At 71.5% G+C, this 20,107-nt stretch carries 18 protein-coding genes, 1 pseudogene and 1 riboswitch; of the genes and pseudogenes, 8 read left to right on the top strand and 11 right to left on the bottom strand.

All coding sequences use genetic code 11. The features are described from left to right. Window positions 1-363 precede the first annotated feature (363 nt). Both ACPYN4_RS15185 and ACPYN4_RS15180 read left to right on the top strand, forming a co-directional pair. Entirely contained in the window at window positions 364-645 is a 282-nt protein-coding gene (locus ACPYN4_RS15185) for a type II toxin-antitoxin system RelE/ParE family toxin (RefSeq protein WP_281653503.1), read from the top strand. After that, entirely contained in the window at window positions 632-934 is a 303-nt protein-coding gene (locus ACPYN4_RS15180) for a HigA family addiction module antitoxin (protein WP_239281218.1), read from the top strand. Before ACPYN4_RS15185 ends, ACPYN4_RS15180 begins: the two co-directional genes overlap by 14 nt. A gap of 85 nt (window positions 935-1,019) precedes the next feature. On the opposite strand, the gene ACPYN4_RS15175 is transcribed toward ACPYN4_RS15180, so the two are convergent. Then, window positions 1,020-1,367, bottom strand: coding sequence for a LysR family transcriptional regulator (locus tag ACPYN4_RS15175; protein ID WP_239281219.1), 348 nt, complete (start codon window positions 1,365-1,367; stop codon window positions 1,020-1,022). A gap of 149 nt (window positions 1,368-1,516) precedes the next feature. On the opposite strand from ACPYN4_RS15175, the gene ACPYN4_RS15170 reads away from it, so the two are divergent. Continuing rightward, complete coding sequence (locus ACPYN4_RS15170; RefSeq protein WP_424446832.1) at window positions 1,517-2,209, top strand: alpha/beta fold hydrolase; 693 nt, start codon at window positions 1,517-1,519, stop codon at window positions 2,207-2,209. 67 nt (window positions 2,210-2,276) lie between these two features. Here ACPYN4_RS15170 and ACPYN4_RS15165 read toward each other — a convergent pair whose 3' ends face one another. From ACPYN4_RS15165 to ACPYN4_RS15155, 3 genes are all read right to left on the bottom strand, one after another. After that, window positions 2,277-2,825 (bottom strand): type 1 glutamine amidotransferase domain-containing protein, encoded by a 549-nt coding sequence (locus tag ACPYN4_RS15165; RefSeq protein ID WP_239281222.1) that lies wholly within the window; start codon window positions 2,823-2,825, stop codon window positions 2,277-2,279. A gap of 195 nt (window positions 2,826-3,020) precedes the next feature. Beyond that, a complete protein-coding gene (locus tag ACPYN4_RS15160) occupies window positions 3,021-3,626 on the bottom strand; it encodes a carboxymuconolactone decarboxylase family protein (RefSeq protein ID WP_424446831.1) in 606 nt (201 codons plus the stop codon). Between the two features lie 88 nt (window positions 3,627-3,714). Further along, window positions 3,715-5,208 (bottom strand): MDR family MFS transporter, encoded by a 1,494-nt coding sequence (locus tag ACPYN4_RS15155; protein WP_239281226.1) that lies wholly within the window; start codon window positions 5,206-5,208, stop codon window positions 3,715-3,717. 120 nt (window positions 5,209-5,328) lie between these two features. Between ACPYN4_RS15155 and ACPYN4_RS15150 the strand changes: the two genes are divergently transcribed. Together ACPYN4_RS15150 and ACPYN4_RS15145 are read left to right on the top strand one after the other, a co-directional pair. Next, window positions 5,329-5,967, top strand: a complete 639-nt coding sequence (locus tag ACPYN4_RS15150; RefSeq protein WP_239281228.1) for a DUF1345 domain-containing protein — start codon at window positions 5,329-5,331, stop codon at window positions 5,965-5,967. A 62-nt stretch (window positions 5,968-6,029) separates the two neighbouring features. Continuing rightward, the gene (locus ACPYN4_RS15145; RefSeq protein WP_315552973.1) at window positions 6,030-8,069 is read left to right on the top strand and encodes an ABC transporter ATP-binding protein; all 2,040 of its coding nucleotides are present in this window, start codon (window positions 6,030-6,032) and stop codon (window positions 8,067-8,069) included. 7 nt (window positions 8,070-8,076) lie between these two features. Here ACPYN4_RS15145 and ACPYN4_RS15140 read toward each other — a convergent pair whose 3' ends face one another. The 7 genes and pseudogenes from ACPYN4_RS15140 to ACPYN4_RS15110 all read right to left on the bottom strand — a co-directional run bounded on the left by ACPYN4_RS15140 (window position 8,077) and on the right by ACPYN4_RS15110 (window position 15,030). Further along, the gene (locus tag ACPYN4_RS15140; RefSeq protein WP_315552963.1) at window positions 8,077-8,277 is read right to left on the bottom strand and encodes a hypothetical protein; all 201 of its coding nucleotides are present in this window, start codon (window positions 8,275-8,277) and stop codon (window positions 8,077-8,079) included. 43 nt (window positions 8,278-8,320) lie between these two features. Beyond that, window positions 8,321-9,295 (bottom strand): glycosyltransferase family 2 protein, encoded by a 975-nt coding sequence (locus ACPYN4_RS15135; RefSeq protein WP_424446830.1) that lies wholly within the window; start codon window positions 9,293-9,295, stop codon window positions 8,321-8,323. Further along, window positions 9,292-10,451 (bottom strand): annotated as a pseudogene (locus tag ACPYN4_RS15130) (cysteine desulfurase family protein). The gene ACPYN4_RS15135 and the pseudogene ACPYN4_RS15130 overlap by 4 nt, the downstream one beginning before the upstream one ends. Window positions 10,452-10,458: 7 nt before the next feature. Continuing rightward, on the bottom strand, window positions 10,459-11,334 hold the full coding sequence (gene nadC, locus ACPYN4_RS15125; RefSeq protein ID WP_315552970.1) for a carboxylating nicotinate-nucleotide diphosphorylase: 876 nt from the start codon (window positions 11,332-11,334) through the stop codon (window positions 10,459-10,461). Beyond that, the gene (nadB, locus tag ACPYN4_RS15120) at window positions 11,328-12,995 is read right to left on the bottom strand and encodes an L-aspartate oxidase (RefSeq protein WP_424446829.1); all 1,668 of its coding nucleotides are present in this window, start codon (window positions 12,993-12,995) and stop codon (window positions 11,328-11,330) included. Before nadB ends, nadC begins: the two co-directional genes overlap by 7 nt. Next, complete coding sequence (nadA, locus tag ACPYN4_RS15115) at window positions 12,992-14,314, bottom strand: quinolinate synthase NadA (protein WP_424446828.1); 1,323 nt, start codon at window positions 14,312-14,314, stop codon at window positions 12,992-12,994. Before nadA ends, nadB begins: the two co-directional genes overlap by 4 nt. Then, window positions 14,311-15,030, bottom strand: coding sequence for an NUDIX hydrolase (locus ACPYN4_RS15110; RefSeq protein WP_281652474.1), 720 nt, complete (start codon window positions 15,028-15,030; stop codon window positions 14,311-14,313). The genes nadA and ACPYN4_RS15110 overlap by 4 nt, the downstream gene beginning before the upstream one ends. A gap of 113 nt (window positions 15,031-15,143) precedes the next feature. Beyond that, a riboswitch (glycine riboswitch) is annotated at window positions 15,144-15,246 on the top strand. A 162-nt stretch (window positions 15,247-15,408) separates the two neighbouring features. On the opposite strand from ACPYN4_RS15110, the gene gcvT reads away from it, so the two are divergent. Genes gcvT through gcvP form a run of 3 tightly spaced genes read left to right on the top strand, consistent with a single transcriptional unit; the run spans window position 15,409 to window position 19,903 of the window. Beyond that, the gene (gene gcvT / locus ACPYN4_RS15105) at window positions 15,409-16,527 is read left to right on the top strand and encodes a glycine cleavage system aminomethyltransferase GcvT (RefSeq protein WP_424446834.1); all 1,119 of its coding nucleotides are present in this window, start codon (window positions 15,409-15,411) and stop codon (window positions 16,525-16,527) included. Then, window positions 16,524-16,904, top strand: coding sequence for a glycine cleavage system protein GcvH (gene gcvH / locus ACPYN4_RS15100; RefSeq protein ID WP_076690394.1), 381 nt, complete (start codon window positions 16,524-16,526; stop codon window positions 16,902-16,904). The genes gcvT and gcvH overlap by 4 nt, the downstream gene beginning before the upstream one ends. A 50-nt stretch (window positions 16,905-16,954) precedes the next feature. Beyond that, complete coding sequence (gene gcvP / locus ACPYN4_RS15095; protein WP_424446833.1) at window positions 16,955-19,903, top strand: aminomethyl-transferring glycine dehydrogenase; 2,949 nt, start codon at window positions 16,955-16,957, stop codon at window positions 19,901-19,903. Window positions 19,904-20,107: the final 204 nt, after the last annotated feature.

Genomic DNA, 20,107 nt, shown 5'->3' with positions numbered 1-20,107 from the left:
GCGACGGCACCCTCTACCAGTCGCGCATCACCGAACCGGTCCTCGCCGCTTGACAGAAGACATAGGGGCACCCCCCGCGGCGCGTACGACGATTACGGCCGCGGCAATTGGGGCTTCCCCCTCGGTGCGGATGCGTGGGTGTCGAAGTTGCTCGGACGGAAGCTGACCCTGTGCGGCACGCGGGACGACGTCAAGCCGCGCTCGAGACGATCGACGTCTACGGGCCGCTGGCTTGGTTGTCATTGCTCCGGGCCGAGAACACGCTCAATGAGCCGTCAGACGTTCGGGTCGATGCCGACATCATTCAACGCACCTGGCTTAACGCCTAGCGTTATTGACGCCTAGCGTTATATCATTGGACTCGTGATCCGATCGTTCGGCAGCAGGGACACCGAACGACTGTGGCGTCGCGAACGGGTGCCGTCGATCGATCCTCGGATCCACACGACGGCGTTGCGCAAGCTGCGTCAGGTCGGAGCCGCCGAATCGCTGGACGATCTCCGGGTTCCACCGGGAAACCGGCTCGAAGCGCTGAAAGGCGATCGGGTCGGACAGTACAGCATCAGGATCAATGACCAGTGGCGGATCTGCTTCGTGTGGACCGACGCTGGACCCGAGGAGGTGGAGATCGTTGACTATCACTGAGAAGATTGCCCCGATTCATCCTGGTGAGGTTCTCATGGAGGACTTCATCAACGGGTTCGGGATCACGCAGCACAAGCTCGCCCTCGCCATTGGAGTTCCGCCCCGCCGGATCAACGAGATCGTGCACGCTAAGCGGGGGATCACTGCAGACACGGCGCTTCGTCTTGCGAAGTATTTCGGCACCTCGGCAGAGTTCTGGATCAATTTGCAGAGCCACTACGAACTCGATCGGGCCGAAGACCTCTCGGGAGAGCAGATCGCCGCGATCACTCCGCTGCAGGTGGCGTGAATTCGAGGCCGGAACGCCGTCTCGTTCGGAAGGCCTTCGGCTATGTCGTGCACGAGGGGCGCTCGGCCGCGCGCCGCCGATGCTTTCAGCGGCCCTGTCGCTTCTTGTAGGGCTTCGGCTGACCTTTGACGATCGGCGCGCGGCCCGTGCCCTTCGACGCCTTGGCCTTGCCGCCGCCGGTGGTGCGAGGCGGCGCGGATGCGGGTAAGTCCGCGATCCTCCGCCGTGCCTCGTCGAGCAGCAGCTCGCCTGCCGGTGTCAGCCGCCACGGCGAGACATCCCGCCCGATCAGCGGGTGCCCGACCTCGTCTTCGAGCTTCTCGAGCGAGGAATGGATCGACGCCAGCGGCACTCCCAGTGCCTGCGCCGCCCGCGGCGCGTGCATTCCGGCATCCACCACCGCGACGAACGCCGTCAGGTTCTTGATCTTCACGTCGCCTCCGCTCCGCTCGACCGTACCGCGATCGGCGGGATGCTCGTCCGCCGCCCCGCCGCCCCGCCGCCCCGCCGCCCCGCCGCCCCGCCGCCCCCGTCCCCGCCGGGCTCCGAGCGACAGGGAAGGTCCACCTAAGATGGAGAACCGTGACAGCAACCGAGCGCCAGATCTTCGAACCCGACGGCCGCGCCGTCCCGTACCTCGACGAGGGCGCCGGCCCCGTGGTCGTCCTCCTGCCCGCCGCGGGCCTCGACTTCGCCTACCTCGGCACGTTGGGCAGCATCCTCGTGGAGGAGGACTTCCGCGTCATCCGCATCGGCACGCGAACCGCGCAGACGGATGCCGTCACGCTGCACGACCTGGCCCAGGACGTCGTCGACGTGCTCACGGGGCTCGGCGTCGACGACGCGTGGGTCGGCGGGCACGCCTTCGGTGGCGCCGTCGCGCGGACCATCGCCCTCGACCATCACGACCGCGTGAACGGCGTGCTGCTGCTCGGCGTCGAGACCGGCGACGCCCCCGCCGATGAGCTCACGGGCGAGCTCACCGCCGTCTTCGGTGAGAGCTTCGCGCCGCAGGCCGAGCTCGCCGCCGTCCAGACCGCGGCGCTGGCCGCCACGCCGGCCGACGAGTGGGCGCCCATCGCCGACGGCACGCCGGTGCTCGTCATCCAGGGCGCCGATGACCGCGTCACCCCCGCCGACAACGGTGCCGCGCTGCAGGCGACGGCGCCGGGCCTGGTGAGCGTCAAAGGCGTCGAAGGCGCAGGCCACTTCTTCGCACTCACGCACCCCGGCGAGACCTCCTGGTTCATCGAGGACTACCTCGACTGGGACTGACCGACACGCAGACGGATGCCGCGGCGAGATCGATCTCGCCGCGGCATCCGTCTGTCGGTCGCAGGTGTCAGGTCGTCTGACCGGCGTGCTCGCCCTCGGCGATCTCCTCGACGACCTTCGCGTTGAACGCGGGCAGATCGTCGGGCGTGCGGCTCGAGACGAGCCCCTGGTCGACGACGACCTCCTCGTCGACCCACTCAGCCCCGGCGTTGACGAGGTCGGTCTTCAGGCTGGGGTAGCTCGTGAGCGTGCGCCCATCGACGACGTCGGCCTCGATCAGAAGCCACGCCGCGTGGCAGATGGCGCCGACCGGCTTGTGCTGCGCGAAGAAGTCGCGCGCGAACGCGACCGATGCCTCGTCCATCCGCAGATGATCGGCGTTCACGACGCCGCCCGGCAGCACGAGCGCGTCGAAATCCGACGCGCTGGCGTCGCGCGAGGCGAGGTCCACCGACTGCGAATGCCCGTTCTTTCCCTCGATGCTTCCGGACTCGGGGGAGACCAGGACCGCTGTGGCGCCGGCATCCGTCACCGCCTTCCACGGCGAGGTCAGCTCACTGTCTTCGAAACCGTCGGTCGCGACGAACGCGACCTTCTTCCCTGTCAGAGTGCTCATGACCTCGACGCTACGTCCCGGTCTGCCGCCGCGCCCGGGGGTTGACAGCGACGTATCATCGATTCATGGCGACCTCGAACCTCTCCACCCCGCAGCTCCAGCCCGTCAGCGATGACAAGAACCTGCTGACCGTCGTCGAGGACGGCGCGTCCTGCTGCGGCGGAGGATGCTGCAGCACGAACTGACCGCCTCGCCTCACGCCTCCGCGGCGGCGTCCGCCTCCAGTCCTCCGGCGGCGCGCAGCACGCGGCGCAGGTGCGGATCGAGCCCGGCCAGGCCATCCTCCACAGGAACGGCGAGCGCCTGCAGCGCGCGACTGAAGTAGTTGCGCGCGGCGGCCGCCAGGGTGATGTCGACGATCTGACGGTCGTCGAATCCCGCGTCGCGCAGCGCCTGCGCGTCGGCGTCGGTCATGTCGCCGGGATCGGTCGACAGTCGGCGAGCGAAATCGAGGACGGCGTGGTCGGCCGCGCTGAGCGTCTCATCGTCCGCTCCCGTGACGATGTTCGCCAACTGGGTCTCGTCCACCGCCTCGGCACGCAGCGCCTTGCGTCCGTGGGCGAGCAGGCAGTGGGGTGAGCCGATCGCGGCGGCCGCGGCCAGCGTCGCCAGCTCGTAGGTGCGAATCCCGATCGAAGGCACGATCGCGTGGATCAGCGTCTCGAATGCCCGCAGCGCCTCCGGGTTCACGGCCATGGCACGCGTGTGACTGAAGACGAACCCGTCCGTCTCCAGGTCCTCGCGATAGAGGTCGGCAACGTAGCCGGCGGCAGCAGCGGGGTCCGGGGTCGTGATGATCATGACCGTCTCCTTCTCGCACCGCCGATGGTACGCCGGTGTCGTCGCTGAGAGGAGTGCGGGCAGTGCCCGCCGGATACATCGAGCCGCGTCAGTGCGCGGCGGGCATCCCCTCGGGGGCGTCGGCCGGCTTGCGGATGAGGAACGCGCTGATGAGCAGCGGGGTCCCGATGATCGCGGCCAGCAGGAACGCCGCGCGCGCCCCGGCCGCACCCGCGGCGGCATCCGCCGCACCGGAATCCACGGCGGCCTGCGACACCGACGACATGACGGCGATGAGCACCGCGATCCCCGCAGCCCCGGCGACCTGCTGCACGGTCGAGACCGTGGCGCTGCCGTAGGAGTAGTACTTCGGCTCGAGTGAGCCGAGGGATGCCGTGAACAGCGGCGTGAACGACATCGCCAGCCCGATCGAGAGCACCGTCTGCGTGACCACGAGGATCCACACCGGCGTCGACTCGGTCAGCGTCGTGAAGCCCCACAGGATCGCCAGCACGATGATCGTCCCCGGCAGCAGGAGCACACGCGTGCCCCAGCGGTCGTAGATGCGCCCGATCACGGGCCCCAGCAGTCCCATCGCCAGCGCACCGGGCAGGACGACCAGACCCGACTCGCTCGCCGACAGCCCGACCGTGTTCTGCAGGTACAGCGGCAGAGCGGTGATGGTGCCGAAGAAGGCCATCGACATCACGGCGAAGTGCGCGACCGACAGCGAGAAGTTGCCGGATCGGAAGATGCGGAGGTCCAGCAGCGCGTCGTCCTTGCGCTGCAGCGCGACCTGACGCCACAGGAAGAGACCCAGCGTCACGGCGCCGATCACGAGGGCCACCACGAGGGTCGTGGTGGCGGCGGTCGCCGCGGCCAGCGCGGCGGGGTCGGTGCCGTGGCCGCCGCCGCCGATCTGGCTGAGACCGAACACCAGGCCGCCGAAGCCGAGCGCCGACAGCACGACCGACAGCACATCGATGGGCGCGTGCGTCTGCTCGCCGATGTTCGGGATCCAGCGCACGCCCGCGATGAGTGCCGCAATGGCCACCGGCAGCACGATCGCGAAGATCCACCGCCACGTGAGGTTGTCGAGGACGAGCCCCGCCATCGTCGGTCCGATCGCCGGTGCGAGCGAGATGACGACGCTCACGCGCCCCATCATGCGGCCGCGGTGCTGAGCCGGCACGACGCTCATCAGCGTCGTCATGAGCAATGGCATGACGATCGCCGTGCCCGACGCCTGGATGACCCGGCCGGCGAGCAGCACCTCGAAGCCCGGTGCCAGAAGGGCGACGAGCGTTCCGGTCGAGAACAGCCCCATCGCCGCGCCGAACATGGCGCGGGTCGTGAAGCGGCGCAGCAGGAAGCCGGTGGTCGGGATGACGACGGCCATCGTGAGCATGAACGCCGTCGTCAGCCACTGCGCGGCGACGGCGGTGATGCCGAGGTCGTCGATGAGGTGCGGGATCGCGACGCCCATCGTCGTCTCGTTGAGGATCGCGACGAAGGCCGCCGCCAGCAGCAGCCACACGACGCGGTTCTGCGCCGGGGTGAGGATCGGGCCGGTGGTCGTCTTGACGGTGTCGGTCGCGGTCATGGCGGTGTCTCCTCGAGTGTCGTGCAGGCAGGGGGAGCGCGCCGCGGTCAGCCGGGCGGACCTCAACGATAACCGCGCGGGACGACATCGCATTCCCGCCTCCAGTGGCACGATCGGTCCATGAAGACCCCGCCGCACCACACCCTCGTCCTCCGCGGGACCGTGAGCATCCTGATCGGCCTCGCCGTCGCGATCGCGGTCGCGCCCTGGCTGGGGCTGGCCGCGGCGCTGCTGAGCGGCTGGTCGTCGCTGGCGCTGACGAACACGGCGTGGATCCTGCGGGTGACCTGGCCGATGGATGCCGCGGCCACCCGTACCCACGCGACACGCGAGGACCCGGGGCGGCGGGTCGGGCGGCTGATCGCGCTGGTGGGAAGCCTCGTGAGCCTCAGCGCGGTCGGCATCGTGCTGATCCAGACCCGCGATGCCGACCCGGTGCGCGCCTCGGTGCTCGCCGGCCTCGCCGTCGTCGCCGTCGCGTCGTCGTGGGCGCTCATCCAGGTGGACTACATGCTGCGCTACGCGCATCTGTTCTTCTCCCACCCCTCCGGCGGCATCGACTTCCACCAGAACGAGGACCCGAGCTACGTCGACTTCGCCTACTTCTCGGTGGGGCTCGGCATGACCTACCAGGTCGCCGACACCGACGTCGGCTCGACCGCGATCCGGCGCATCGTCATCGGGCAGACCATGCTGGCCTACCTGTTCGGCGCCGTCATCCTCGCCACCGTCATCAACCTCGTCGCGGGGCTCGGCTGAGGTGCGCGTGATGCGGCCGGGCCGCGCTGTCGGCATCCGGCCGTAGGCTGGCGATCATGGCAATGGGCGGAGGGGGCGGCGGTCCCGCCGCCCGCGGTGGCGCGGCCTTCCGCGGGGTCGACGAGGCGGCCCAGCGCCGGCTCAACGCGCAGGCGCCCGAGATCCCCGACCTCGGCGCGCGCGTCATGGCACTGTTCCGGCCGTACCTCGGCCGGATCGTCGTCACCGGCATCCTCGTCGTCGCCGGCGCGGCCATCGGGGTGATCCCGCCGCTGATCGTGCAGCGTATCTTCGACGACGCGCTGTTCCCGACCGCGGGCGGCGCGCCCGACCTCGGTCTGCTCGTCCGCCTCGTGGCCGCCATGATCGGGCTGTTCCTGCTGTCGGCGGTGCTCGGCGTCGCGCAGACGTGGCTGACCGCCACCGTCGGCAACCGCGTCACGGGCGATCTGCGGGTGAAGCTGTTCGATCATCTGCAGGCGATGGAGCTCGGGTTCTTCACGCGGACGAAGACCGGCGTCATCCAGTCGCGCCTCCAGAACGACGTCGGCGGCGTCTCGGGCGTGCTCACGAACACCGTCACGAGCATCCTCGGCAACGCCGTCACCGTCGTGTCCGCACTCGTCGCGATGATCCTCATCGACTGGCGGCTGACTCTCATCGCCGTGATCCTCATGCCGGTGCTCATCTTCGTGCAGCGACGCGTCGGTCAGGTGCGGGCGCGCATCGCGGGACAGACGCAGGAATCGCTGTCGGAGTTGACCAGCATCACCCAGGAGACGCTGTCGGTCAGCGGCATCCTGCTGTCGAAGGCGTTCAACCGGCAGCGCACCGAGTCGCAGCGCTATCGCGACGAGAACGTCAACCAGGTGCGGCTCCAGGTGCAGCGCGCCATGAGCGGCCAGGGGTTCTTCGCCGTCGTGCAGGTGCTCATGGCATCGGTGCCCGCGGTCATCTACCTCGTGTCGGGATACCTGATCGCCGGCGGCAGCGGCGCGATCACCGCCGGCACCGTCGTCGCGTTCACGACGGTGCAGGCACGGTTGCTGCAGCCGCTCATGGGGCTCATGCGCGTCGCCTTGGACCTCCAGACCTCACGCGCCCTGTTCGCCCGCATCTTCGAGTATCTCGATCTCGTGCCCGCCATCAGCGATGCCCCCGACGCGATCGACGTCGCCCAGGCGCCGGGACCGGTCGGGCGCATCGAGTTCCGGGACGTCGTCTTCCGATACCCCGACGCCGCCGCCGACGCACGCCCCACGCTCGGCGGGGTATCGTTCGTCGCCGAGCCCGGACAGCATGTCGCGTTCGTGGGTCCCTCCGGCGCGGGCAAGACGACGGTGCTCTACCTCGCACCGCGGTTCTACGAGGCCTCCGCCGGCAGCGTGCTGTTCAGCGGCGCCGACGTGCGGTCGCTGCGGCACGAATCGATCATCGACCACGTCGGCATCGTGTCGCAGGAGACCTACCTCTTCCACGCCACGATCCGCGAGAACCTGCGGTACGCCAAGCCCGATGCGACGGATGCCGAGGTGGAGGCGGCCTGCGTCGCGGCGAACATCCACCACATCATCACCGGGTTCGAGCACGGCTACGACACGATCGTGGGGGAGCGCGGCTACCGGCTCTCCGGCGGTGAGAAGCAGCGGATCGCGATCGCACGGGTGCTGCTGAAGGACCCGCCGGTGCTGCTGCTCGACGAGGCGACGAGCGCGCTGGACACCGTGTCGGAGCGCGTCGTGCAGGAGGCCATCGACAGCGTCGCGCAGGGCCGGACCACGCTGTCGATCGCGCACCGGCTGTCCACGGTCATCGGCGCCGATGTCATCCACGTCATCGAAGCCGGCCGGATCGTGGAGTCCGGCACCCATGCCGAACTGCTCGCGCTCGACGGTCTCTACGCCGAACTGGCCGCCCAGCAGATGGCCGCCGCGCGCATCGAAGGTCTCGAAGAGGCTCAGCCCGCGGCGGACCTCCCCGACCGGCGCGCGGACCGGGCGCCCGCGGGCGCCGCCGGGGCCGACGCGGCGCGGCTCGTGGCAGATCCGACGGGCGCAGCCGACAGGGCGGTCGACGAGGCGGGGTGGCCGCCGCTGGAGTGACCGCGGCTCAGGCGGGCTCGGTGTCGTCCCAGTCCTCCGAGCCGATCGGGTCGGTCGGCGCGGGCGTCGGCTCGTTCTCCTCGACGATCTTCGGGGCCGGGCTGACCAGCTCCTCCGTCGACTGGGAGGCGAGCTCGTCGATCTCCGCACGCAGCTCGGTCAGGTCGGGGCCGTGGGGTTCTTCGGGGATCGCGTGAGTGTCGCTCATGCGCACACTCTAACGGCGCGATGCGGCGGCGCACCCGGGGTTGTCACCACAGCGCGGCGGCGCTACGCAGCGACTCCGTCGCATCATCGAGAGCGATGTCCTCGGCATCCGCCCGCGTCGCGAGTTCGGCCACGAACGCGCCGAGCACTCGCCGGTAGGCGTCGTCGGGGTGGCGCTGCGCGATCGCGACGAGGGGCGGTACGTCCATGTCGAGGATGAGGCGCACGCGGGCGCGGACGGCGGCGCGATGGCCGGCGGCGTCGAGCACGGCGATTCCCGCGCGCATCGCCTCCAAATAGTCCGACAGCACGGCGACGGAGTCCTTGTGCTGGGTGATGGACGAGCCGTCGGCGCGCTCGCGCCAGTGGACCACGACGTCGGGGATCACGTCGATCGCCCGCGCGGTCGTGTACAGGCGCTGCGCGACCACCTGGTCCTCGTAGAGCCTGCCCTCCGGAAAGCGGATGCCGGCGCGGCGCCACAGCTCGACGCGGCTCACTTTGGACCACGCGACGATGTTCCCCGACACGTCGGGATGCTCGGCGAGTGAGACGCCGAGCCGTTCTGGTTCGGTCGCCGCCCGCACCCACGGCTGCACCATCCCGGGGGTGTAACCGCCGGTCTCGTCGGGCCGCAGCCGCACGTAGGCCCCCGCCACGATGTCGCTGCCGCTGCGGGTGAGCGTCGCGGTGAGCCGTCGCAGCGCGTCGGGGGTGAGGACGTCGTCGCCATCGAGGAACCCGACGAAGGGCGTCTCGACGAGATCGAGCGCGGCGTTGCGCGCCGCGCCCAGTCCGCGCGGGGTCGGGTGGGTGAGCACGGTGAAGCGGGGGTCGGATGCCGCGGCATGCGCGAACAGCGCCCCGGTGGCATCCGTCGATCCGTCGTCGACGAGGATCGCGCGCCAGGTGTCGAGGGTCTGCGCCTGCAGCGAGGCGAGAGCGTCGGCAGCGTAGGCGGCGACGTCGCGACCCGGAACGATGACGGTGACGATCGGGTCGGCGGGTGTCGGGCTCACGCGCCCGATCGTACCGCCGCGACGGCAGCGGCGACCGCGTCGGCGACGGCGGCGAGGTCCGCCGTGGCGGCGTCCCGGGCCTCACTCGGCATGCGCGGCGCGCCCGCGGCGCGGTGCGGTCCGGACCGTCCGAGGTCGTGACCGAACGTGAAGCGGACCGCGGTCTGCGCGACCTCGGGCGCGATGCCGAGCGCGAGCAGCACGTGCGAGGGCTCGTCGCTGCCGGCCGCGCACGCCGAGCCGCTGGAGCTGACGATGCCCCGGCGCTCCAGCTCGAGCAGCACCGCTTCGCCGCTCGTGCCGGCGAACGCGAAGCTCGCTGTTCCCGGCAGACGGTGCACCGGGTGCCCCGTCAGCCGCGCGGAGGGGACCCGGTCGAGCACTCGCGCGATGAACCCGTCGCGCAGCCGCGCCACGCGGTCGGCCGCGGCGGGGCGCTCGGCCTCGGCGAGTTCCAGCGCGGTGGCGATGGCAACGGCGCCGGCGACGTTCTCGGTGCCGCTGCGCCGGTCCCGTTCCTGACCGCCGCCGTGCAGGAGCGGCTCCAGCGGCAGGCGGCCGCGGACGGCGAGCACGCCGATCCCCTGCGGCGCACCGACCTTGTGGCCGGCGATCGACAGGGCGTCGGCGCCGGTCCCCGACAGCGGCAGCCACCCCGCCGCCTGCACGGCGTCGAGGTGAAGAGGGACCGCCGCGGATGCCGAAGCGAGCGCGGCGGCGATGGCCGCGGCATCCTGAACCGTGCCGATCTCGTTGTTGGCGTAGCCGACGCTCACGAGCGCCGTGTCGGGCCGGAGCGCCGCCGCGATGTCGGCGGGGTCGACGCGACCGTCGGCGTCGACGCCGACGCGGGTGACCGCGAAGCCGTGCACGCGCTCGAGGTAGTCGCACGACGCGAGCACGGCCTCATGCTCGATCGTCGTGGTGATGACGTGGACCGGCGCACCCCGGTGCTGGGCTGCGCCGATGGCGAGCCCCTTGATCGCGAGGTTGTCCGCCTCGGTGCCCCCCGAGGTGAACACGATGTCGCCGGGGCGCATGCCGACGATGCGCGCGACCCGACGGCGGGCGTCGTCGAGGGCGGCTGCCGCGGCAGCATCGCTTCGAGGACCTCGGGGCGCACCGGCGTGGTTGCGGCGTGATCCAGGTAGCGCATCGGCGGTTCAGCCCCGCAGCGCGATGCGGACGTCGAGGCCCAGGTCCAGCGCGCGGGCGGAGTGCGTGAGCGCCCCGATCGAGATGACGTCGACGCCGGTCTCGGCGATCGCGCGCACGGTCTCCAGGCTCACGCCCCCGGAGGCCTCCACCGTCGTGCGGCCGGCGATCAGCGCGACGCCGGCGCGGAGGTCGTCGAGGGAGAAGTTGTCGAGCATGATCGTGCCGATTCCGCGCGGCCCGGTTCCTGCGGCGAGCACCGGCTCGATCTGGTCGATCCGGTCGACCTCCACCTCGACGTGCGCGGTGTGGGGGAGCGCGGCGATCGCCGCGCGCAGCGCGTCGGGAATGCTCTGCCCGTCCGCGGTGAGCACGGCGAGGTGGTTGTCCTTCGCCATGACCGCGTCCGACAGTGAGAACCGGTGGTTGTGACCGCCGCCGCTGCGGACGGCGTGCCGTTCGAGGGCGCGCAGGCCGGGCGTGGTCTTGCGGGTGTCGGCGATGCGTGCGCCGGTGCCCGCGACGGCGTCGACGTAGCGGCGGGTGAGGGTGGCGATGCCGCTCATCCGCTGCACGAAGTTGAGCCCGATCCGCTCCGCGGTCAGCACGCCGCGGGCGGGGCCCGTGACGCTCGCGAGCACCGCGCCGGCGGCGAACCCGTCGCCGTCCGCGACGGGCAGGTCCACCGCGATGCGCGGGTCGGTCAGCGTGAAGGCGGCGGCGAACACGTCCCCACCGCTGAAGACGCCGTCCTCGCGCGCGACGAGGTCGGCGGTGGCCGCGGCCTCCGCCGGAATGAGGGTCGTGCTCGTGAGGTCGCCCCAGGGCGCGTCTTCGTCGAGCGCGGCGCGCACGACCGTGTCGATGTGGCTGCGGTTCAGCATGCGGCCGACTCCTTCTGCGCGGCGGCGGTGATCGAACTCCACGGATCCGTGCGCTCCGCGGCCGTTTCCGGCCCTTCTGCGGGTGTGAGCGCACGAATCCGTGGAGTCTCGTCGCGCCGGACGTGTGCACCCACCGAGTCGGTGCGCGCGAGAGCGGCCGCGACGAGGGCGGCGGCGACCTGCAGCAGGTTCTCGTCCTCGACGTCGGCCTCGGTGGCCGGCGTGCGCGGCCGCGCACGCCACCCCGCGATGACGGCGGCGGCGAACTCCAGACCCGCCGCGTCGCGCACGAGTCCGACGTGCTCCCACATGAGCCCCTGCAGCGCCGGTCGCCCGAACGCCGGCGCGTCGGCGGGCGCGGTTGCGGCGGGCGTGGGTGTGGCGGGGGTGGCGGGGCGGGTTGCGGCAGGCCAGAAGGCCCCAGCGACGTCGGACGCGATCGCGTCGCCGGCGCGGGCACCGAACACCGCTCCCTCCAGCAGGGAGTTCGACGCCAGCCGGTTGGCGCCGTGCACACCGGTTCGGGCGACCTCGCCGACCGCGTACAGCCCGGGGATGTCCGTGCGCCCGTGCAGGTCGGTGTCGACGCCGCCCATCAGATAGTGGGCGGCGGTCGTCACGGGGACGGGCTCGCGGGCCCAGTCGAGGCCCCGCGCGCGGACGGCCGCGTCGATCGTCGGGAAGCGCTGCGCGAGGAAGGATGCCGTCTGCTTGCGCGTCGGACGCAGGCCCGTGGCGTCCAGGAGCACCGGCCGGCCACCCTGCCCCGCCATCACCTCTGCGATCGCGCGGGCCACGACATCGCGGGGAGCCAGCTCGGCGTCGGGGTGCACGTCGAGCATGAACCGGCGCCCCTGTTCGTCGCGGAGCACGGCCCCCTCGCCGCGGACGGCTTCGGACACCAGGAAGGCATCGCCGTCGGCGAGCACCGTCGGGTGGAACTGGAAGAACTCGAGGTCCGACACCGTCGCCCCGGCGCGGAGCGCCGCGGCGATGCCGTCGCCGGTGGCGACCGACGGGTTCGTCGTGTGCGCGTAGAGGCAGCCGGCGCCGCCGGTGGCGAGCACGACGGCATCCGCCTCGATCGCCGCGCGGCGCCGGTCGTCGACGAGCAGGTCGACCCCCGCGACCCGGCCGCCGCGAAGGAGGAGGTTGACGAGGAACGCGTGCTCGATGATCTGCGCCCCGCTGGCGTGCACGCGCGCCACGAGAGCCTTCTCGATGACGCTGCCGGTCGCGTCGCCCCCGGCGTGCAGCACACGCGGATAGGAGTGAGCGGCCTCGAGCCCCTTGACATACGTGCCGTCGGCGGCGCGGTCGAACGCGACTCCGAGCGCGATGAGCTCACGGATCCGCGTCGGCCCTTCGGTGACGAGAACCCGCACCGCGTCCGGGTCGCACAGGCCCGCGCCCGCGATGAGGGTGTCGCGCTCGTGCGCGGCGGCGCTGTCGTCGTCGAACATGACCCCGGCGATCCCGCCCTGCGCGAAGCGCGTGTTGGCGTGCTCGAGCACGTCTTTCGTCACGACGGTGACCGCGCAGCCGGATGCCGCGGCATGCAGCGCCGCGGTGAGCCCGGCGATGCCCGAGCCCACGACGACGACCCGCGGCGATGTCGGGTCCTCGCCGGGTTGCGCCCGCTCGAGGTCGCCGCGTGTCACGGCTTCGCCGCCAGCATCCGCTCGAGGGCGAGACGTGCCGGCTCGGCGACGTCGGCGGGCACCGTGATCCGGTTGACGACCTCGCCCGCGACGAGTCGCTCCAGCACCCAGGCGAGGTAGCCGGGGTGGATGCGGTACATCGTCGAGCACGGGCACACGACCGGGTCGAGGCAGAAGATCTCGTGCTGCGGGAACTGCGCCGCGAGCCGCTGGACGAGGTTGATCTCGGTGCCGATGGCGAACGTCGTCGGCTCGGTCGCCGCGGCGATCGCCTTGCGGATGTAGTCGGTCGAGCCGGCCTCGTCGGCGGCATCGACGACCGCCATCGGGCACTCCGGGTGCACGATGACGCGGACGCCCGGGTGCTCGGCGCGGGCGCGCTCGATCTGCTCCACGGTGAACCGGCGGTGTACCGAGCAGAAGCCGTGCCAGAGGATGACGCGGGCGTCGGCGAGGTCCGCGGCGGACGACCCGCCGAGGGGCTTGCGCGGGTTCCACATCGGCATCTGCTCGAGGGGGACGCCCATCGCCTTCGCGGTGTTGCGGCCCAGGTGCTGGTCGGGGAAGAACAGCACGCGGCGGCCGCGGGCGAGCGCCCATTCCAGCACGGTGCGCGCGTTGGACGACGTGCAGACGATGCCGCCGTGCCGGCCGACGAAGCCCTTGATCGCGGCGGACGAGTTCATGTACGTGACGGGGATGACGGGGACGAGCCCGTCCGCGCCGCGGACATCGAGCGGTCCGTAGAGGTCCGCCAGCTGCTCCCAGCACTCCTCGACCTCGTCGATCGAGGCCATGTCGGCCATCGAGCAGCCGGCGGCGAGGTTCGGCAGGATCACGGCCTGTTCGGGACGCGAGAGCAGATCGGCGGTCTCGGCCATGAAGTGCACGCCGCAGAAGACGATGGCCTCGGCGTGCGGATGCTCGAGCGCGGCGTTCGCGAGCTGGAACGAGTCGCCCACGTAGTCGGCGTGGGTGACGACCTCTTCGCGTTGATAGAAGTGGCCGAGCACCACGACCCGGTCGCCGAGCACCTCCTTGGCGGCGGTGATGCGAGCGTGCAGCTCGGCCTCCGACGCCTCCCGGTACTCCGCCGGCAGCTCGCCCTGGCGGGGCGCGCCGCCGGGGATGACGTCACCCATCGACGAGCCGGGACCGTAGCCGGGCCGCGTGTCGAAGTCCCAGGGGCCGGCGGCGAGGTCGGTCGTGCAGGTCGCCGCGGTCGAGGCTCCGGAGACGATCGCGAGGATCGCGTGGTCGACGCTGGGGTCGACGGGCTCCGCGGGGCGCGGCTGCAGGGTGAGGGGCAGGGCGGTCATGACAGCACCTCCGGGTGGGGTTCGGTCGGCAGCGGCCCGCGTTCGGCGAGCTCGACGTCGTGGTTGTAGCGGTACAGCCGCGCCGGACGGTGACTGCCGGTGCGGAACTGCTCGGTGGAGATGAGGGTGCCGGAGTTCTCGACCTGGCGCCGGAAATTGGCGGGGTCGAGGTCGCGGCCGAGGATCGCCTCGTACACCTCGCGCAGGTCGGCGAGCGTGAACAGCTCCGGCAGCAGCCCGTGGGCGATGCGGCTGTAGCCGACCTTGTTGCGCAGGCGCCACAGCGCGTAGTCGACGATGTGGTTGTGATCGAAGGCGAGGGGCGGCAGCGTGGCCGCGTCGAACCACGCGACGTTCTCGGATGCCGGCGCCAGCAGCGGTCCCTCCCGCAACAGCGCCCAGTACACGATCGACACGACGCGCGTGGGGGAGCGGTGCACATCGCCGAACGCGTACAGCTGTTCGAGGTAGCTCGGCGCCAGTCCCGTCGTCTCGGCGAGGGTGCGGGATGCCGCGGTCTCCAGTTCTTCGGCGGCGTCCAGCCAGCCGCCGGGAAGCGCCCAGGCCCCTTCATGCGGATCGCGGGTGCGCCGGACGAGGGGCAGGACGACACTGGCGCGGTCGCTGCCGGGGTCGCGGCGCAGGCTGAAGATCACGGTCGACACGGCGACGCGGATGTCGCCGGCGGCAGTGGGGGCTGCGTGTGTTTGAGTCATAGTGACCATAACCTCTCGTCGATCTTATAGTCACCTCGACCTGAAGGGCAAATCCCGCGTCGTGTCCGGCGCCGCCACGAGATATGCTGGCCGGACAACCGAACACAGGCCGCATGACGAGTGCGGGAGAGCCCCGGCATCCGCCCCTGGTGGACCGGGCACCGAAGGAGCAAGCCTCCCCGCCAATCTCTCAGGTCCGCGTACCGCTCTCGTCCGGCCGCTCTGAAAAGCGATTTCGAGCGCAGCGGGACATCTTCCCGCCACGCTCCCGATCCGCCGACGGTGAAAGCCCCACGGGGTGAAGCTCTCAGGCCCATGACAGAGGGGGAGTTCCCGGCTGCCGGTCCCGGCATCCGCCCGCCCGCGACGGGAGAACTCATGTCCGCCACCCGCACCACCCCTCTGCACGAGCGACACGCCGCGCTCGGCGCGTCCTTCACCGACTTCGGCGGCTGGGACATGCCCGTCCGCTACACCTCTGACCTCGGCGAGCACCACGCGGTGCGGCAGGCGGCCGGCCTGTTCGACATCTCACACATGGCCGAGTTCCTGGTGACCGGCGCCGGCGCGGGCGCCATCCTCGACGACGCGCTGGCCGGCCGGATCTCGACCATGAAGACCGGCAAGGCGAAGTACTCGCTGCTGCTGACGGATGCCGGTGGCGTTCTCGACGACGTCATCGTCTACCGCCTCGCCGACGAGCGGTTCCTCGTGATCTCCAACGCCGGCAACCGCGAAGCAGTGGCCGCGGCGTTCGCGGAGCGTGTGCGCGGCCACGCCGCCGACGCCGCCGTCGAGGACGTTTCCGACGCGTACGCGCTCATCGCCGTGCAGGGACCCCGCGCCCTCGAGATCGTCGAGACCACCGCGGGCATCGCCGACGTGGCCCCGACGCTCGCCGATCTCGGCTACTACGCCTGGTCGGGCGGCACATTCCAGGGGGAGCCGCTCTTCATCGCCCGCACCGGGTACACCGGCGAGGACGGCTTCGAGCTCATGATCCCGAACGCGCTCGCGCCGGCGCTGTGGGACGCGCTGCTGGTGGCCGGTACGCCGCTCGGGCTCGTTCCCGCCGGTCTCGCCGCCCGTGACACGCTCCGCCTCGAGGCGGGCATGCCGCTGCACGGACACGAGCTGTCGACCGACATCCTTCCGGCGCAGGCGGGTCTCGGCCGCGTCGTCGCGATGGACAAAGCGGACTTCATCGGCAAGGCGGCGTTGGCCGCGGCATCCGACGACCTGCCGGTGCTCGTCGGTCTCGTCGCCGACGGACGCCGCGCCGGCCGTGCCGGCTACGCCGTGCTCGATGCCGACGGCGGCGCGCCCGTCGGCGAGATCACGAGCGGTGCGCTCAGTCCCACCCTCGGCTACCCCATTGCGCTGGCGTTCGTCGCCCCGGCATCCGCCGCGGTGGGCACCTCACTCCTCATCGACGTGCGGGGAACCCGCATTTCCGCAACCGTGACCGCACTGCCTTTCTACCGGAGGACCGCATGACCGAGCTGACCGACCTCAAGTACACCGCCGAGCACGAGTGGGTCGCCCTGTCCGGCGACGTCGCCACCGTCGGCATCACCGACTACGCGGCCGACAAACTCGGCGACGTCGTCTACGTCGACCTCCCGGCAGTCGGCACGACCGTCACCGCCGGCGCGGTCTGCGGTGAGATCGAGTCGACGAAGTCGGTGGGCGAGCTGTACGCCCCGCTCACCGGCGAGGTCGTCGAGATCAACGACGCCGTCGTCGACGACCCGTCGCAGGTCAACGCCGACGCGTTCGGCGCCTGGCTCGTGAAGATCCAGGTCGACCCCGCCGACGTCGCCGCGCTTCTCGACCGCGCCGCCTACGTCGCGCTCACGGGCGGCGAGGCGTGACCGCGTTCGTCGACCGTCACATCGGCACCGACGCCGCGGCACGGTCCGCCATGCTCGGTGCGCTCGGCTACGACAGTGTCGAGGCGCTCGTGGAGCGGGCGGTCCCGGCATCCATCCATGCCGCACCGATCGCCGATTCGGTGCTGCCGCCGGCGGCGACGGAGTCCGAGGCGCTCGCGGAGCTGCGGTCGTTCGCCGCCCTGAACCGCCCCGCCCGGCCCATGATCGGGCTCGGCTACTACGACACGATCACGCCGTCAGTCATCGCGCGGAACGTCTTCGAGAATCCGTCCTGGTACACCGCCTACACGCCGTACCAGCCGGAGATCTCGCAGGGTCGCCTCGAGGCGCTCATCAACTTCCAGACGATGGTGACCGACCTGACCGGTCTCGCGACGGCGAACGCCTCGATGCTCGATGAGTCCACAGCCGTCGTCGAGGGGATGCTGGTGGCGCGCCGCGCCTCGAAGTCGACGTCGAACGTCTTCCTCGTCGACGCCGACGCGCTGCCGCAGACCAAGGCGCTGCTCGCGCATCGCGCCGCCGCGCTCGGGATCGAGCTCGTCGAGACCGACTTCGCGGGGTCGGTCGTGTCGGCCGCGGCGGGGGCGCCCGCACCGGTCGTTGAGCCCGCGGCGGGGTCGGCCGCGGCGGGGGCGCCCGCACCGGTCGTTGAGCGAGCGCAGCGAGACGAAACGCCCGCGCCGGTCGAGGTCTTCGGGGCGTTCATCCAATACCCCGGCGCCACCGGGCGGGTCTGGGACCCGTCGGAGGCCATCGCCACCGTGCAGGCCCAGGGCGGCCTCGCTGTCGTCGCGGCCGACCTGCTGGCCCTCACGCTCCTGCGGTCGCCGGGTTCACTGGGCGCCGACATCGCCGTCGGAACGACGCAGCGCTTCGGCGTGCCGCTCGGCTTCGGCGGGCCGCACGCCGGCTACATGGCCGTGCGGGCGGGTCTCGAGCGGCAGCTGCCGGGCCGGCTCGTGGGCGTGTCGCAGGATGCCGAGGGCAAGCCCGCCTATCGCCTGTCGCTGCAGACGCGGGAACAGCACATCCGCCGCGAGAAGGCCACGTCGAACATCTGCACCGCGCAGGTTCTGCTGGCGGTCATGGCGTCGATGTACGCGGTCTACCACGGCCCCGACGGACTCCGCCGCATCGCCGGGGAGGTCGCCGCAAAGGCTGCGCTGCTGCGCGACTGGATTGTTGACGCCGGGGGCCAGGTGCTGCACGAGGCGTTCTTCGACACGATCGTCGTTGCGGTGCCCGGGCGGGCCGAGGCGATCATCGCCGCGGCTCGTGAGCGCGGATTCCAGCTGTGGTTCCGCGACAGCGACTCGGTCGGGGTGTCGGTCGACGAGACGACGACCATCGGCGAGCTCGTCGCGGTCGCCCGCGCGCTCGGGGTTCCGGACGACGCGATGCGCGGTGTCCGGAGCATGGGTGAGGCGTTCGCGGTCCAGCCGCTCGTCGCGGCATCCGAGCCGAACATTCCCGACGGACTCCGTCGCGAGGACGAGTTCCTGACGCACCCGGTCTTCCACGTGCACCACTCCGAGACGGCGATGATGCGCTATCTCAAGCAGCTCGCCGACCGTGACTATGCGCTGGACCGCGGCATGATCCCGCTCGGGTCGTGCACGATGAAGCTCAACGCGGCGACCGAGATGGCGGCCGTGTCGTGGCCGGAGTTCTCCCGCGTGCACCCGTTTGCGCCCGCCGAGGACGTCGCCGGCTACCTCGTACTGATCGAGCAGCTCGAGTCGTGGCTCGCCGAGATCACCGGGTACGACGCGGTGTCGCTGCAGCCGAACGCCGGGTCGCAGGGCGAGCTCGCGGGCCTCCTCGCGATCCGCGGATACCACCACTCGCGCGGCGACGTGCAGCGCGATGTGTGCCTCATCCCGTCATCGGCGCACGGCACCAACGCGGCATCCGCCGTCCTCGCCGGCATGCGGGTGGTCGTCGTGGCATGCGACGACGCGGGCAACGTCGACCTCGGCGACCTGCGCGCCAAGATCACGGCGCACGCCGATGCGCTCGCCGCCCTCATGATCACCTACCCGTCGACGCACGGCGTGTACGAGCAGGACGTCGTGGACATCACGACCGCCGTGCATGAGGCGGGCGGCCAGGTCTACGTCGACGGGGCGAACATGAACGCCCTGGTCGGGTTCGCGCGCTTCGGCGACCTGGGGGGCGACGTGTCGCACCTCAACCTGCACAAGACGTTCGCGATCCCGCACGGCGGGGGCGGCCCCGGGGTGGGGCCGGTGGCGGCGAAGGCGCACCTCGCGCCGTTCCTGCCGTCGCACCCGCTCGCGCAGCGTGCGGAGCACGCGGGCGGGTACGTCTTCGACGGCGGGCCGATCTCGGCGGCGCCGTACGGGTCGGCATCCATCCTGCCGATCTCGTGGGCGTACATCCGGATGATGGGCGCGGCGGGTCTGCGCGAGGCGACGGGAGCCGCGGTCCTCGCGGCGAACTACATCGCAACGCGGCTGCGCGAGCACTATCCCGTGCTCTATTCGGGCGAGGGCGGGCTCGTCGCGCATGAGTGCATCCTCGACCTGCGACCGCTGCGCGAGGAGACCGGGGTCACCGTCGACGACGTCGCGAAGCGGCTGATCGACTACGGCTTCCACGCGCCGACGATGTCGTTCCCGGTCGCGGGGACGCTCATGGTCGAGCCGACGGAGTCGGAGGATCTCGGCGAGATCGAACGGTTCATCGAGGCGATGATCGCGATCCGTGCCGAGGCGTCGCGCGTGGGCGCGGGGGAGTGGGATGCCGCCGACAACCCGCTCGTGAACGCTCCGCACACGGCATCCTCGGTCATCGAGGGCGCGTGGGAGCATCCGTACTCGCGCGAGGAGGCCGTCTACCCCGTGCACACCCTGGTTCGCACGAAGTACTGGCCCCCCGTCCGCCGGATCGACAACGCCTACGGCGACCGCAACCTCGTCTGCGCCTGCCCGCCGCCGGAGGCCTTCGCCTAGGCCGGCGCGGCGCCCCTGGTGCCGGCGCGGCGCCCGGGGACACCCCTCATCGCGAGACACCGTCCCTGCACCGAGACACGGGTGCACAGAGCGTGTCTCGGTGCAGGGACCGAGTCTCGCCGCGCGCCGACGCCCGCACTCTGCGCCCCGCGCCCCCGGCGGCCGCACCCGCGCCCCCGGCGGCCGCACCCGCGCCCCCGGCCG

It is taken from the genome of Microbacterium sp. CH-015 (assembly GCF_049707015.1).
Taxonomy (GTDB): Bacteria; Actinomycetota; Actinomycetes; order Actinomycetales; family Microbacteriaceae; genus Microbacterium; species Microbacterium aurum.
This window is presented reverse-complemented; position numbering and strand designations above follow the sequence as displayed.